Source organism: Bacilli bacterium, assembly GCA_036381315.1.
In the GTDB taxonomy this organism is placed as follows: Bacteria; Bacillota; Bacilli; order Paenibacillales; family KCTC-25726; genus DASVDB01.
Genome location: DASVDB010000001.1, coordinates 1 through 15,744, shown reverse-complemented (window position 1 = coordinate 15,744; position 15,744 = coordinate 1). Strand labels below are relative to the sequence as shown.

Annotated in this window: 14 protein-coding genes and 1 other RNA gene; 13 read left to right on the top strand and 2 right to left on the bottom strand. The window is 51.2% G+C overall.

Annotated elements, in window-relative coordinates:
• Positions 1-1,745, bottom strand: a 1,745-nt coding sequence (locus tag VF260_00075) for a PBP1A family penicillin-binding protein (protein ID HEX7055578.1), incomplete at its 3' end; no start/stop codon positions are given.
• 222 nt (positions 1,746-1,967) lie between these two features.
• On the opposite strand from VF260_00075, the gene speE reads away from it, so the two are divergent.
• Genes speE through VF260_00060 form a run of 3 tightly spaced genes read left to right on the top strand, consistent with a single transcriptional unit; the run spans position 1,968 to position 4,148 of the window.
• Complete coding sequence (gene speE / locus VF260_00070; GenBank protein ID HEX7055577.1) at positions 1,968-2,795, top strand: polyamine aminopropyltransferase; 828 nt, start codon at positions 1,968-1,970, stop codon at positions 2,793-2,795.
• A 44-nt stretch (positions 2,796-2,839) separates the two neighbouring features.
• Positions 2,840-3,709, top strand: coding sequence for an agmatinase (speB, locus tag VF260_00065; GenBank protein ID HEX7055576.1), 870 nt, complete (start codon positions 2,840-2,842; stop codon positions 3,707-3,709).
• 7 nt (positions 3,710-3,716) lie between these two features.
• Positions 3,717-4,148 (top strand): DUF1934 domain-containing protein, encoded by a 432-nt coding sequence (locus VF260_00060; protein ID HEX7055575.1) that lies wholly within the window; start codon positions 3,717-3,719, stop codon positions 4,146-4,148.
• On the opposite strand, the gene VF260_00055 is transcribed toward VF260_00060, so the two are convergent.
• The gene (locus VF260_00055) at positions 4,145-5,353 is read right to left on the bottom strand and encodes a S8 family peptidase (protein HEX7055574.1); all 1,209 of its coding nucleotides are present in this window, start codon (positions 5,351-5,353) and stop codon (positions 4,145-4,147) included. The genes VF260_00060 and VF260_00055 overlap by 4 nt on opposite strands.
• 196 nt (positions 5,354-5,549) lie before the next feature.
• Here VF260_00055 and rpoE point away from each other — a divergent pair, with 196 nt between their 5' ends.
• The 10 genes from rpoE to ffs all read left to right on the top strand — a co-directional run bounded on the left by rpoE (position 5,550) and on the right by ffs (position 15,608).
• Positions 5,550-6,140, top strand: coding sequence for a DNA-directed RNA polymerase subunit delta (rpoE, locus tag VF260_00050; GenBank protein ID HEX7055573.1), 591 nt, complete (start codon positions 5,550-5,552; stop codon positions 6,138-6,140).
• 229 nt (positions 6,141-6,369) lie between these two features.
• The gene (locus VF260_00045) at positions 6,370-7,971 is read left to right on the top strand and encodes a CTP synthase (protein HEX7055572.1); all 1,602 of its coding nucleotides are present in this window, start codon (positions 6,370-6,372) and stop codon (positions 7,969-7,971) included.
• Positions 7,972-8,073: 102 nt separating this feature from the next.
• Entirely contained in the window at positions 8,074-9,489 is a 1,416-nt protein-coding gene (gene aspA / locus VF260_00040; protein ID HEX7055571.1) for an aspartate ammonia-lyase, read from the top strand.
• Between the two features lie 153 nt (positions 9,490-9,642).
• Positions 9,643-10,038: a response regulator gene (locus tag VF260_00035; protein HEX7055570.1), complete on the top strand. Its 396-nt coding sequence runs from the start codon at positions 9,643-9,645 to the stop codon at positions 10,036-10,038.
• Positions 10,039-10,140: 102 nt separating this feature from the next.
• Positions 10,141-10,995 (top strand): class II fructose-1,6-bisphosphate aldolase, encoded by an 855-nt coding sequence (gene fba, locus VF260_00030; GenBank protein ID HEX7055569.1) that lies wholly within the window; start codon positions 10,141-10,143, stop codon positions 10,993-10,995.
• Positions 10,996-11,093: 98 nt separating this feature from the next.
• On the top strand, positions 11,094-12,380 hold the full coding sequence (locus VF260_00025) for a UDP-N-acetylglucosamine 1-carboxyvinyltransferase (protein HEX7055568.1): 1,287 nt from the start codon (positions 11,094-11,096) through the stop codon (positions 12,378-12,380).
• A gap of 68 nt (positions 12,381-12,448) precedes the next feature.
• A complete protein-coding gene (gene rho / locus VF260_00020) occupies positions 12,449-13,759 on the top strand; it encodes a transcription termination factor Rho (protein ID HEX7055567.1) in 1,311 nt (436 codons plus the stop codon).
• A 638-nt stretch (positions 13,760-14,397) separates the two neighbouring features.
• Positions 14,398-14,595 (top strand): 50S ribosomal protein L31, encoded by a 198-nt coding sequence (gene rpmE, locus VF260_00015; protein ID HEX7055566.1) that lies wholly within the window; start codon positions 14,398-14,400, stop codon positions 14,593-14,595.
• Positions 14,596-14,685: 90 nt separating this feature from the next.
• Positions 14,686-15,075 (top strand): hypothetical protein, encoded by a 390-nt coding sequence (locus tag VF260_00010; GenBank protein HEX7055565.1) that lies wholly within the window; start codon positions 14,686-14,688, stop codon positions 15,073-15,075.
• A gap of 266 nt (positions 15,076-15,341) precedes the next feature.
• Positions 15,342-15,608: signal recognition particle sRNA large type (ffs, locus tag VF260_00005), an RNA gene on the top strand.
• Positions 15,609-15,744 lie beyond the last annotated feature (136 nt).

The window sequence follows — 15,744 nt, the reverse complement described above, 5'->3', positions numbered from 1 at the left end:
ATTTTTTTCCCCTGATCGTGCCCGACCCAAACCGCCGTAACCAATTCCGGGGTAAATCCGACCATCCACGCGTCGGTATCGGTGGTGCCCGTTTTGCCGGCTACAGGCCTGTTCAGCATGGACGAAACGCGCGCGCCGGTGCCGCCCGGGGCAAACACGCTTTCCAAAAGATTGGTCAAAACATACGCATGCGCCGCGTCCACAACCCGTTCTTGCCGCTTTTTCGCTTCATACAGGACATGCCCTTTGCCGTCAACGATTTTTTGGATCGCTTGCGGCTTGACAAAGAGCCCCTGATTGGCGATGACGGCGAATGCGGAAGCCATTTCGAACGGGCTTACGGGAAATGCGCCTAACGCAAGCGAAGGCAGCGGCTTAAGCGGGCTCGTGATACCCAATTTGCGCGCCATGTCGATTACGCGTTCCGGCCCGATTTGCATGATCGTGTGCACGGCGTAAATGTTGTCCGAGTGCGAGATCGCTTCACGCAGCCCGATGTCCTTGTAAGGATACTGGTCGTCAAAGTTGCTGGGCATGTACATTTTTCGCCCGTCGTCGTAGGCAAACGCGGTAGGCTCACTTTTGAACATGGTTGCGGGAGTGATCGCGCCTTCTTCAAGCGCGGCCAAATATAAAATCGCCTTAAAAGAAGAACCGGGCTGGCGGGTTGTCGCGAACACGCGGTTGTACTGATTTTGCTCGTAGTCTTTGCCTCCGACCATCGCCTTGATCGCGCCGGTGCGCGGATCAATGGCGATTAAAGCAACCTCGAGGTCGCCTGTTTTGTCGATATGGTTGGCGACGGCCGCTTCGGCGGCTTCCTGCATGCGCAAATCAAGCGTGGTGTAAATGCGGATGCCGCCCTCGTCAAACATTTGCTCGGAAATGCCCAGTTGTTCCACCGCTTCGCGCCTTATGTAATCGCGAAAATACGGCGCCCGGGACGGATGGCCGTCCTTGAGCGGTTGAAACCGCAGTTCCTCCGCCAACGCTTTATCCGCGTCTTCCTGACTGATGTAATGATAACGCACCATCGTCGCCAAAACGGTTTTTTGCCGCGCTTTGGCGTTTTGCAAGTTTAAATACGGCGAGTAATATTTCGGTCCTTTCGGCACCCCTGCCAGGAGCGCGCTTTCCGCCAGCGTCAAATCTTTGGCGTGCTTGCCGAAATAAAGGTTGGCGGCGGCTTCAATGCCGTAGGCGGCATGACCGTAGTAGATTTGATTCAAATATTTGGTCAGGATCTCTTCTTTGCTGTATTCCATCTCCAGTTGCAGCGAATACAACGCTTCCTTGATTTTGCGCGTCCAGGTGCGCTCCTGCGACAAATACAAATTGCGGGCAAGCTGCTGGGTGATCGTGCTGGCGCCTTCAACCTTGTCCATTGATTTCAGGTCGGTCATGGCGGCGCGGGCTATACCGCGGAAATCGATGCCCGCATGTTGGAAAAAACGATGGTCCTCAATCGCGAGCGTCGCTTTCACCAGATAGGGAGAAATATCGTCCAGCGCCACGACATGCCGGTTTTGCCCTTTGTACATCGTATCGATGATTTCGCCGTGGGTATCGAAGATGACGGATGTTTGCGGGATAAACGCGGCGGGCAACGCCTGCGCGCGCAAATAAAGAAGCCCGCCGGTCAGGCTGACGGCCGTAAGCATAAGCATAAAAAGCAGCGTGGTAAGTATCGGTTTGCGGGGTCTCGGCGCCTTTTCGCCAAAAACGGGTTCGCGAAAATGTTTCATGAACGTGCCCCCCTTCATTCGCCTCAAGTCGTTACGTTCTATCAACCAGTATGGAAAAGTATGGAGCGGTCTATTCAACCGGCGGCGGCAAAAAAAATTGCATTTTCACGGGGATACTCTATAATACTTCTTGTTATGAAAAACGCCTGACGGCATTCGCGTTTGCGGCGTTTTCGGGGATTGGCCCCTGGCGAAGATCATTCGGGAAAGAAGGTTTGCATGATGGAACTTTGGTTTACGGAGAAACAAACGGAAACGTTCGGCATAACGGCAAAAATTACGGAATCGCTCGTAACGGAAAAAACGCCGTTCCAGGACCTCGCCGTTATCGACACGCTGCAGTTTGGCCGAATGCTCGTGTTGGACGGCATGGTGATGACGACAGTCAAAGACGAATTTGTGTATCACGAAATGGTGGCGCATCCGGCGTTGTTTACCCACCCCGACCCGGAGCATGTCCTGGTCGTCGGCGGAGGGGACGGCGGCGTCATTCGCGAGGTGCTGAAGCATCCGAACGTCAAAAAGGCCGTGCTGGTCGAAATAGACGGCAAAGTAATCGAATATTCGAAGCGGTTTTTGCCGGAGATCGCCGGATGGCTGGATGAACCCCGCGTGGAAGTGATCGTGAACGACGGTTATATGCACATCCATGAGAAGAAAAATACATACGACGTCGTCATGGTCGACTCAACAGAACCGGTCGGACCGGCGGTGCAGTTGTTCGAGCGCGGATTTTACGCGGCCATTTTTGCGGCTTTGAAGGAAGACGGCATTTTTGTCGCGCAGACGGATAACCCCTGGTTCAAGGCGGAGCTCATCCGCAAGGTGAACAGGGACGTGCGGGAAATTTTCCCGATTACAAGGCTTTACACAGCCAATATCCCTACGTATCCGAGCGGATTGTGGACGTTCACCATGGGCAGCAAGAAATACGACCCGCTTGAGGTGGACGAAACAAAGCTTCCGGAACTGGACACCAAATACTATACCCCGCGGCTGCATAAGGCGGCGTTCGTGCTGCCGAAGTTTGTTGAAGATCTTTTGAAATAACGGTTCGGCGTAAAACTTTGAACGACGGAAAGGAATTTTCAGCCATGCGATTTGATGACGCTTATTCCGGCAATGTGTTTATCGCGAGCAAAAATGATTTTGCCAAAGCGCAAGCTGTGCTGTACGGGATGCCGATGGATTATACGGTCAGTTTTCGCCCCGGCGCCCGCTTCGGGCCGGCGCGCATTCGCGAAGTTTCCATCGGGCTTGAGGAGTACAGCCCGTACCTCGATAAGGAGCTTGGCGAAGTGGCCTATTTCGATGCCGGGGATTTGCCGCTTCCGTTCGGCAATCCGGGCAGAAGCCTGGATATGATCGGGGATTTCGTCCGCAAGCTGCTTGACGCCGGAAAATTTCCGCTCGGTTTGGGGGGAGAACATCTCGTTTCCTGGCCGGTCATTCGGGAGGTATACCGCAAATATCCCGACCTTGCGCTCATCCATATCGACGCGCATGCCGATCTGCGCGAGCAGTATGAGGGCGAGCCGCTTTCCCACTCCACCCCGATCCGCAAAGCGGCGGAACTGATCGGCGGGAATAACGTGTACCAGTTCGGCATCCGCTCCGGCACAAAGGAAGAATTCGCATACGCCCGGGCAAACACGCACTTTTACCCGTTTACCGTGGCGGAGCCGCTGCAAAAGGCGCTGCCGGAGTTGGCGGGCCGGCCGGTCTACGTCACAATCGATATTGACGTGCTGGATCCGTCGGCGGCGCCGGGAACCGGCACCGCGGAAGCGGGCGGCATCACGTCGCGGGAACTTTTGCAGGCGATTCACCTGATTTCGCGCTCGCAGGCAAACATCGTCGGAGCGGATGTGGTGGAAGTGTCGCCCGTGTACGATCCGACGGAACAAACGCCGATTGTCGCGGCCAAACTGGTGCGGGAAATCTTGTTGGGATTTGTGAAATAAGGTGCGGATGCCCGACAAAGAAACAGTGCAAATTCGCCTTTCCGGTGTCGCAAACGGCGACAGATCGGAGCTTTCGGCAATCGGCGAGCTGTACCGCAAAGCGGGCAGCCTCTTTTTGCATTATACGGAAGAAGACAACCAAAACGGCCGCGTCACGTCCATCATCAAAATATCGCCCGACGGCGTTTTGCGCATCAAGCGGCATGGGGCGATCGAGACGGATCTTACGCATATTGCCGGCCAAAAAACGCGCGGCACCGTGCGGACCGGCGCGGCGGTGCTTTATCTTGACATCTTCACGGAGGCGATGGACAATCAATTGCTTGCCGGGTTCGGGACATTCGCCTGGACGTATGCGCTGCAAGCAAACGATCAGCATATCGGCGCGTTCCATCTCGCTCTGAATATTGCGCCGCTAACGTTGCCGCATAACGATTAGCGGCGGTTTGCCCGCTTGCCGCTTTTTGCGGCGGCGGCTATTTTTCTGCTCAAATCCAGCGCGTGAAACGCGTTTACCAGGCCGACGCCCGGATTTTTTTTGGATGCCGAAACGGGAGAAGACGACAGCTTTAAAACCCGTTTTACCTTTTTCAGCGACAAGCCGGGGCGGTAAGCAAGGATCAGGGCGATCAAGCCGGTCACATGCGACGTGGCCATCGAAGTGCCGCTTAATTCGTTATATTTGCCCGCCGTCCAGGTTGAGAAAATTTGCGCCCCCGGGGCATAGGCGTCAATCTCTTTGCCGCGATTCGTAAAAGAAGCGATTTTGTTCTGCTTGTTGCTTGCGCCCACGGCAATCGTCTGCGGAAAACGCGCCGGGTAATCGACGCTGCCTTTCAACCCGTCGTTGCCGGACGATGAGACAATAATGACGCCGGAGCGATAGGCCGCTTTGACGGCTTCCAGAAGCGCCTCGCTGCGCGGTTTCATGCCGAAACTCATATTGATGATATCCATGCGGTTGGCAACGCACCAGTCAATGCCCATAATAATGTCCGACACGAATGCGCTGCCGCTGCGGTCGAATGCTTTGACCGGATAGATGATCGCTTTCGGCGCAACTCCGGTCATGCCGCTTGTCGGGTTGTAGGCGGCGATCGTTCCGGCGATATGGGTTCCATGCCCGTTGTCGTCATAGGGGAGCGTATATTGGTTAAACAAATTGATGCCCCTCGCCAGGCACGCGCGCAAGTCCGGATGCCTGAAGTCTACTCCGGTATCGACAACCCCGATTTTGACCCGATTCCCTTTGCTTCTTTTCCACACCAGAGGCGCCTTGATGCGCTTTACTCCCCAGGGGATTTTTTGCTCGGGCTCGAAATTTCTGGGCGGTTGCTGATTGTAAAAGGGGTTCAAAAAATTGAAGCCAAACGCGTGAAGGCGAATTTGGTAATCCGGCTCAACGGACAACCGGTCGGAAAAACGCGCAAACGGCTCGGGTGAATGCAAGGGGCATACCATTGCTTTAATGGTGCGGATCGGTTTAACGGCTTTGCAAATGTTTTCGTCGTTTATTTTGTGAAGCTGCAGCAAACACGCCGCGAATTCATCGGGATTATGGAAGCGGATAATGGTTTTTGTTGCCGGATCTTTTTCCGGGTGCACTTCATCCTGCAACAAATGGAGCAGTTTGGCGAGATTCAAGCGAAACTCCCCCCATACATGCAAGATATACGGATAGCCGTCGCGTTAGCTTCCTGTACATGTCGTATTGTATGTTTGAACAATTGACGGCGCTTGGGGATTGTGCCCGTATTTTCCGGCGGTGGTGTTGCAATTTTGCATAAAATAGGTTTTACTATATGGTGATAATCGCAGGTTCGAAAGGATGTGTCTGCCGATGAGCAGCCAAAACGCGTTAAAGATCTCGGAAGAACAGGCCAGAGAAATGCCCATGGTCGATTTGGCCTTTATGATTTTGAAACAAGCGAATTCACCGATGTATTATCGTGATTTAATGCAGGAAATTGCCAAAATCAAAGGCATCAGCGATTCGGAAGTGAACCGGGTAATCGCCCAATTGTACACCGAGATTAATATTGACGGCCGTTTTGCCTGTGTCGGAGCAAATTTATGGGGACTGAAACGATGGTATCCTGTCGACAAGACCGATGACGCTATGGGCGGGTCGGCTCGTCCGCGCATTATCAACGATGATGACGATGATTTGGACGACGAGGATATTTACGAAGAAGAGGAAGCATACGAGCAGGACGATGAAGATTTTGATTCCATCGTCGAAGATGACGAAGCGGACATTTACGAAGATGAAGACGCCGATGAAGATTTGGGCGATTTGGATGAAGATCTGGACGAAGGTCTGGATGATGAGATCAGCGAAGACGAAGACGTCGTAAACGATGATGAAGATGTCGATTTGGACGAAGATTTTGCCGCCGACGCGGATGAAGATTATGACGAAGACAAGTAATATCAAGTAAAATATCAGGCCATTCGTCCGCTTGACATCAATTGTGCGGCGGGTTAAACTATTTTTTGGGCTACACATTTTTATGTGTACTGTACATGTGTACTGTAAAAGAATGGACAGTTGAAAGTGCCCCGGCGACGGGTGTCACTTTTCTTTTTTTTTTGTTCGGACGGGAAAAATGCAAGCGAAGAATTGTCATATTTTTTGGAATGAGGGGGCATATTCGATTATGACCAAATATATTTTTGTAACCGGTGGCGTAGTTTCTTCGCTTGGCAAGGGAATTACCGCTGCATCATTGGGAAGATTGCTGAAGAATCGGGGCTTGAAAGTAACCATTCAAAAGTTTGATCCTTACATCAACGTCGATCCGGGGACCATGAGTCCTTATCAGCACGGCGAGGTGTTTGTTACGGATGACGGGGCGGAGACGGATCTTGACCTGGGGCATTATGAGCGTTTTATCGACATCAATTTATCCAAAAACAGCAACGTGACCGCGGGGAAAGTTTATTCGTCCGTCATCACGAAAGAACGCCGGGGAGAATACCTGGGCGGCACGGTGCAAGTGATTCCGCACATTACGAATGAAATCAAAGAGCGAATTATGCGCGCGGCGAGGGAAACCCATTCCGATGTCGTGATTACCGAAATCGGCGGCACGGTTGGCGACATTGAAAGCCTGCCGTTTTTGGAAGCCATCAGGCAGATGAAAACCGATATGGGTCGGGAAAACGTCATGTACATACATGTCACCCTGATTCCTTATCTGAAGGCGGCAGGAGAAGTGAAGACGAAGCCTACCCAGCACAGCGTCAAGGAACTGCGTTCCATCGGCATTCAGCCGCAAGTGATCGTTTGCCGCACGGAGCATCCGTTGTCCGACGAAATGAAACGCAAGATCGCTTTGTTTTGCGACACCGATCCCGAAGCCGTCATTGAGTGCCGCGATGCGGACACGCTCTACGATGTGCCGCTTATGTTGCGGGCGCAAGGGCTTGACGAGATTGTCGTCAATCACCTGGAATTGAACTGCGATCAGCCGGATATGAAAGAATGGGAACAGCTTGTCAAGCGCGTCAAAAACTTGAAGCACAAAACGGAAATCGCCATCGTCGGCAAATACGTGTCGCTGCACGACGCCTATTTGAGCATCGTGGAAGCGCTGGGGCATGCGGGCATCTACAGCAATACGGAAGTGAACATCCGTTGGATCAATGCCGAAGAAGTTACCGACGACAATGTCGCCGAGTTGCTGAAAGGCGCGCAAGGCATCCTGGTGCCGGGCGGATTTGGCGACCGCGGCATTGAAGGCAAAGTCGCCGCAATCCGCTACGCAAGAGAAGCGCGCATCCCCTTCTTCGGAATTTGCCTGGGGATGCAAGTTGCGGTGGTGGAATTCGCCCGCTCGCTCGCCAAACTGGCGGGAGCGAACAGTTCCGAGATCCAGCCGACAACGCCGTATCCGGTTATCGACCTGCTTCCCGAGCAAAAAGATATCGAGGATTTGGGCGGCACGATGCGCCTGGGCCTTTATCCATGCAAGCTGGCTAACGATTCGCTGGCGATGAAATGTTATCAGGACGAATTGATTTACGAACGCCATCGGCATCGTTACGAATTCAACAACGAATTTAGGGATTTGCTGGTAAGCAAAGGCCTGGTCATTTCCGGAACGTCGCCGGACGGAAGGCTGGTGGAAATCATCGAGCTGAAAGAACATCCGTGGTTTCTGGCCGTACAGTTCCATCCCGAATTTACGTCGCGGCCGAATCGTCCGCAGCCGCTCTTCCGCGAGTTTGTCAAAGCGGCGCTGTTGCAAAACCAATAAAATTGCCATAATGAATGGCCCTATTGAATTTTTCGATTCGATAGGGCTATTTTATATATTGAAAAAACTTTCCTTATGGAAAGTCCCGGGAGGCGGCCTGATATGGACGTGCGCATTGAGTCCGACTTTTTGGGCGAAAAAGAAGTTCCGCGCGAAGCCTATTATGGCGTTCAGACATTGCGGGCGGTGGAAAATTTTCCGATTACCGGCATACCCGTCCACGAAGAGTTGATCGTCGCGTTGGCGCAAGTTAAAAAAGCGGCGGCGAGGGCGAATATGGACGTGCATATGTTAAACAGGCGCATTGGCGCGGCAATTGTCGAAGCGGCGGATGAAGTGATTGCCGGGCGGCATTTTGGCCAATTTATCGTCGACTCGATTCAGGGCGGCGCGGGCACTTCCATCAACATGAATATGAATGAAGTGCTGGCCAATCGCGCGTTGGAGATTATGGGCAAGGAGAAAGGTAACTATTTTTACTGCAGTCCCAACAACCATGTCAATATGTCGCAATCGACGAACGATACGATTCCCACTGCCATAAAATTGGCCGCATATAAATTGGCGGAACAATTGATTGAGCAGCTGACCGAGCTTCAGCAAGGATTTCAGGAAAAAGCGGAACAATTCGACGATTGCCTGAAAATGGGCCGGACCCATTTGCAAGACGCGGTACCGATTCGCATGGGACAGGAGTTCGCCGCATACGCCAAAGTGGTCGGTCGGGATATCGCCCGCTTGTCCGCGGCAGCCGGCAAGATTTTATTCGTCAATATGGGCGCAACGGCTGTCGGAACCGGACTGAACGCCAAGCCGGAGTATATCGAAAAAGTTACGGCTTATTTGGCGGAGCAAACACAGATAGCCGTTCGCAGAGCGGATGATCTGGTCGATGCGACCCAAAATACGGATGCTTACACGGAGCTTTCCGCCGATTTGAAAGTGTGCGCCGTCAACCTGTCCAAAATCATGAACGATATCCGTTTGATGGCTTCGGGGCCGCGCGCCGGGCTGAATGAATTGCAACTGCCTCCCAGGCAGCCGGGCTCTTCCATTATGCCGGGAAAAGTAAATCCGGTGATGGCGGAAGTGGTCAACCAGATTGCTTTTCAGGTGATCGGCAACGATCATACCATTTGCCTGGCTTGCGAAGCGGGCCAATTTGAATTGAATGTGATGGGACCGGTCATTGCCTTTAATTTGCTGCAATCGTTGAAAATTTTAAAAAACGGCGTCCATGTTTTTTGCCGGTACGCCCTGCAGGGAATGACGGCAAATCGCGACAGATGCCGCGCTTATGTAAACGAAAGTTTCGGCGTGATGACCGCGCTGAATCCGCATCTCGGCTATGAGGTCGCGGCGCAAATCGTCAAGGAAGCGATGAAGACGGGACAAACCGTAAAAGAGATCTGTCTGGAACGCGGACTGTTGACGAAAGAAGAATTGGATGAAATTTTGAATCCTGTACAGATGACAACCCCGGGAATTGCCGGCAGCAGATTTTTGCAAGAGCAATAAAAGCTAATTATCGAACATTATGGTGTTAACTGGGAAAAATGTTTATGTAATTCAACTTTTCCGGCAGGAAATTGATTGATAATGGCGAACATTTATAATTGCGCAAAAATTGTCTGAAAAATCATGCAGTTGGTATTTTGAGGAGGAGCGCAAGTGGAAAAGAAAAAAGTATTAATTGTCGATGACCAGAACGGAATCCGCATTTTGCTTGTTGAAGTGTTCGGAAGCGAAGGCTACGAAACATTTCAAGCCGGCAACGGGAAAACAGCGCTGGAGATCGTCGCCAGACACTCTCCCGATATCGTGCTGTTGGACATGAAGATTCCTGGCATGGACGGGCTGGAAATTTTAAAGCACATGAAGGCGATGAACAAAGAAATCAAAGTGATCATGATGACGGCGTACGGGGAATTGGATATGATCAAGGAAGCGAGTGATTTGGGAGCATTGATGCACTTCACCAAACCGTTCGACATTGACGAATTGCGGATGGCGGTGAATAATGAACTTAAGCAAGGTCCGCCCACAAAGCTTGTAGCCAGTTCGTGACCCGTACGGTTGAAGCACCGAAACAGGTGCTTTCTTTCTGTTTTCTATGATATAATAGGTCAGAATATGAAGAACCCTCCAAAAAAGTGAAGGAGCAGACAGATGCCACTTGTTTCCATGAATGAGTTTTTGCCGAAAGCAAAAAAAAATAAATTTGCCGTAGGACAATTTAACATTAATAATCTGGAATTTACGCAAGCGATCACGGAAGCGGCGATGATGGAGAAGTCCCCGATTATTTTCGGGGTTAGCGAGGGCGCGCTTACATATATGGGAATAGAATACACGGTAGCGATCGCCGAAGCGGCGGCCAAAAAATCCGGCTTGCCGATCGCGCTACACCTTGACCACGGCAGCAGTTTTGCGGTGGCAATGAAGTGCATCCGCGCCGGGTTTTCTTCCGTCATGTTTGACGGTTCCCATCACCCATACGAAGAAAACATCCGGTTAACGAAAGAGATCGTAAAAGCGGCGCACGCGATGGGCGTTTCCGTGGAAGGGGAGCTTGGCACAATCGGCGGCGTTGAAGACGATATAAGCGTTGACGCGGAAAGCGCCAACCTTGCCAAACCGGACGAAGCGATTCGTTTTTGGGAAGAAACCGGCGTCGACGCGTTGGCGATTGCGGTGGGTACGGCCCACGGCATGTACAAGGGAGAACCGAAGATTCATTTTGATATCATTGCGGAAGTCGCCGCACACATACCGGTACCTGTTGTGCTGCATGGCGGCTCCGGCGTGCCGGATGACGATATCCGCAAGGCGATTGCCGCCGGGGCGGGCAAAATCAATGTCAATACGGAAAATCAAGTCGCTTGTACGGCAAAAATCCGCGAAGTTCTCGGAAAAGACGCGAACGTTTACGACCCGCGCAAGTATTTGGGTCCGGCAAGACAAGCAATGATTGAAGTTGTACAAGGCAAAATCAGATTGTTCGGAAGCAGTAATCAGGCTTGACCGCCAAAATGCGGAAACCTCGATAATGCATGTTTGCAGGGAGTTGTGCAAATACGGCATAATTCCCTTCCAAGTTCGTAGAGGGGGATTTTACCTACATGGAGAAATTGATGGTAGCAGGCGGTAAACCTCTGCGCGGGACGATTCAGATTAGCGGAGCGAAAAATAGCGCCATCGCGCTAATACCTGCTGCTATATTGGCTGAATCTGCCGTAACGCTGGATAATTTGCCCAACGTGCGCGACGTGGCCACATACGCCGAATTGCTGACCGAAATCGGGGCAAATGTCGCCTGGAAAGGCGATACGATGATGATCGATCCGGCAAATATAAAACCTGTGGCGATGCCCAATGGCAAAGTGAAAATGCTGCGGGCCTCTTATTATTTGATGGGAGCCATGCTTGGCAAATTCGGCGAGGCGGTTATCGGCATGCCGGGAGGCTGCAATTTCGAACCCCGCCCGATCGATCAGCATATAAAAGGTTTTGAAGCGCTGGGAGCAACCGTAACGAACGAGCATGGTTCCATTCGGCTGAGCGCCAAGAAATTGACGGGCGCCAAAATTTATCTGGACGTTGCCAGCGTCGGCGCGACGATCAATATTATGCTGGCCGCCGCGAAAGCCGAGGGGCTCACGGTGATCGAAAATGCGGCGAAGGAGCCGGAAATTATCGATGTCGCCACGCTGTTGAACGCAATGGGCGCAAAGATAAAAGGCGCGGGTACGGAAACAATTCGCATTGAAGGAACGGACAGCTTGAGAGGATGCAGGCATTCGATCATACCCGACCGCATACAGGCGGGTACATATATGATCGCTGCAGCGGCGACACAGGGAGATGTGACCGTTGACAACATCATTCCCAAACATTTGGAAGCACTCACGGCAAAGCTTCAGGAAATGGGCGTACATGTTTACGAAATGGACGAATCCATTCGCGTCATTGGACAGAAGCATTATGAAAGCGTCGATGTAAAAGCGCTTGTCTACCCCGGTTTTGCCACCGATCTGCAATCTCCTATGACCAGCTTGCTCACCCAGGCAAAAGGCGTCAGCATCATAACGGATTATGTCTACAACAACCGGTTCAAACATGTTCCCGAGCTTTTGCGGATGGGGGCCCGCATCAAATTGGAGGGACGCTCGGCCGTCATTGAATATTCCGAGTTGACGGCGGCGAAAGTGCGCGCGCATGACTTGCGAGCCGGGGCGGCGCTCGTAATCGCCGGCCTTACGGCAGCTTCCGGTGTCACGGAAGTGTCCGGATTGGAATATATCGATAGAGGATACGACAATTTGGTAGAAAATCTTGTCCAATTGGGCGCCGAAGTATGGCGGGAGAACGAATCGCCGCATTCGTTCGCATCCGTTGCGCAGTTTTAAAAGAATAGAAGATTTAACTTATGGCAATGCTGAATGTAATAAATGAAAAAAAGTAGGAGATGTATGATATGGATTTGGCCTTATCGCAACTTGAGGAATTGAAACTGACCGAATTGTATAAATTGGCCAAGCAGTATCAAATTGCTTATTACGGGCAAATGAAAAAGAAAGAGCTGATTTTCGCCATTTTGCGCGCGCAGGCGGAAAAAAGCGGACTCATGTTTATGGAAGGTGTTCTGGAAATACTTTCCGAAGGGTTCGGGTTTTTACGGCCGATCAACTATTTGCCCAGTGCGGAGGATATTTATATATCCGCTTCACAAATACGCAAATTTGATTTGCGCACAGGCGACCTGGTATCGGGAAAATGCCGCCCGCCCAAAGAAAATGAACGATATTTCGGCTTGCTCCATGTGGAAGCGGTAAATGGCGAAAGCCCCAACGTCGCTGCCGAACGGTTGCACTTCCCGGCTTTAACCCCACTTTATCCGCAACGGAAAATCACGCTGGAAACTTCCCCGACGCATCTGGCAACCCGAATCATGGATTTGCTTGCCCCGGTTGGCTTAGGCCAGCGCGGATTGATCGTGGCTCCGCCGAAGGCTGGAAAAACGCTGCTTTTAAAAGAGATTGCCAACAGCATTTCCACCAACTATCCGGAAATTGAGTTGTTTGTCCTGCTGATCGACGAACGTCCTGAAGAAGTAACCGACATGCAAAGGTCTGTGCGCGGCGAAGTGGTCGCTTCCACGTTTGACGAGCTGCCGGAAAATCATATCAAGGTTGCGGAACTGGTGATGGAGCGGGCGCAGCGGTTAGTGGAACACAAAAAAGACGTCGTCATTTTGCTTGACAGCATTACCCGTCTGGCGCGCGCGTATAACCTGGTTGTTCCCCCTTCCGGGCGGACATTGTCCGGCGGTATTGATCCGGGCGCGTTTCATCGTCCCAAGCGATTTTTCGGCGCGGCAAGAAACGTTGAGGAAGGCGGCAGTCTGACGATTTTGGCGACGGCTTTGATTGATACCGGTTCCCGCATGGATGATGTGATTTACGAGGAGTTTAAAGGCACAGGCAACATGGAACTGCATTTGGACCGCAAACTGGCGGAGAGAAGAATTTTCCCGTCCATCGACATACGCCGTTCCGGCACGCGCAGGGAGGAAATGCTTTTGACCAAGGAGGAACTGGAAAAATTGTGGGTGATCCGCAAGTCGATGAATGATTCGGCCGAATTTGTCGAAGCGATGTTGAAACGCCTTGCCGAAACGAAGACGAATGTTGAGTTTTTGGCTTCGATTGGCAGCAACGGCAACACGCCTTCATCGGGCGGTTCCGTTTCCGGGTCAATGCGCAAGTCCCGCAGCTCCGTTTCCTGATCGTTAGTTTCCCCGAACGCCGCAGCGGAAAGGAAAGCGCCCCCACGAGGCCACCCGATGAAACGACCATCGTTAACCCAACTGTCTCATTTGCGCGCATGCGCGGTGGAACGAGTCTATAATTGGCTTGATGTATCGTTTTGTTCCGGGCTGTATAAACACGCAGCATAACAGCTGCGGTGCGGCTGGCCCTGTGTGATGTCTGACTTATTCTGACTTTTAATAAAATATATATGAAAAATAGCATATAATTTTCTCAGAATGCGGTTTTTGCGCAAATATATGTGAAAAAACATATATATTTGACAGTCGTTGGCGAATTTCGCATAAATATATGTGAAAAATCGCAAATATGGACATAAAACCCTGATTTTTAAGAAAATGTATGTGGAAAATCACATATAATGGCCGCTAATGGCCGCGAATCCAAATTGCTTTGGGACTGCCCCCGATGGTGAGGAAAATAAACACATCCCCTCGGTTATATTTTGATGCGAGTGATCCGTACCCATCTAAGTTAGATTTTAACTGGATAATCGCGACCTATTGCGCGCCAACTTTTCTCATGATATAATCCCGTTATGTGTCAATTTCTCTGGTTCCGCATGTTGAGCCAGGGCGAAAAAGAGGTGAAAGAAATGAAAGAAGCGATTCATCCGAAGTACATTGTCACGACGGTTACTTGCGCTTGCGGCAATACGTTTGAGACCGGATCCGTCAAAGAAAATCTGCGCGTGGAAATTTGTTCGGTATGCCATCCGTTCTTCACCGGCAAACAAAAATTTGTTGATGTCGGCGGGCGTGTGGATAAATTTAAGAAAAAATACGGAATTTAATTGTCTTTCCAACAAAAAATCGTATAACAAACCCCCTTGCGGTCAACCTATAGCTGAAAGCTGTTTGCATGAACCGGAGGGGGCTTTTATATGGATTGGCGCAAATTCTCATCAATATTGCCGGTGGCGCTAATTTTGTCGCTGTTCGTTACAGCTTGCGGCCAAGAAGCGCGTGATTCCAAAATGACCCAGCGGTCGTATGGCAACGACGGGTATATGGGCATCAGCAATTCCAATCCGAATCATCCGTTGTCGCCGGGATACCATTCGTATACAAAAGACGCCGTTATGATGCGAAAAGCGCTTGCCGAAAATGACGACATCCGCTATGCTACGCTTCATCTAAACGGACCGGATGTATATGTAAAAATTACGCCGAAACGAAAATTAACCAGAGCGGAAACGGACCGGTTGCTGCGGACAACAGAAAAACGATTGGCAAAAATGATGCCAAGATATCGCATACACGTAGGGCTTTGACAAATTCCGCAACCCTTTCACCCGGTTGAACTACATGACTTCCTTTATGATGGCTTTTTCTTGCTTAAATTGCAGATCGTGTTGCAGCAGCGGCATGGAGACCTAACGGTGCGGCAACATGCTAACATGCTGCGGCACTTATGCGCTGCATCGGCGGCATGGAAGTCTAAACAGCATTTATGTGCAGCGTCAGCGGCATGGGGGACTGGCAGGTAAATGATGCATTTGGTTGATTCTTGGCGGTCAATTCGTTATACTTAATTCTGCCGCGCTAGATGGGGAGGTAGCGGTGCCCTGTAACCCGCAATCCGCTACAGCGGGATTGAATTCCTGCATGAGGTCTTGGGGTGTAAGGTCTGACCTTGATGCGGAAGTGTTGACGGTCGGGTCCTTCGCAATGGAAACCTGTGAACCCGGTCAGGTCCGGAAGGAAGCAGCCGTAAACGGGAACTTCCATGTGACGGGGGAGAGCCTAACCAGAGCTGATGCTTAAGGTAACGCTTGGACGCCAACGATCGAATGCAGGTGCGCGGCTAAACGTTAAAATCGTGCGAACACGCAAGAACACGCGAGCTTTTCCGCTTGGGTGTTTTTTTATTTTTGGAACGCGAGGAGGAGATGAACAGTTGCAAGGAGAAAATCATTAATATCCTAAAATTTACTGAAATG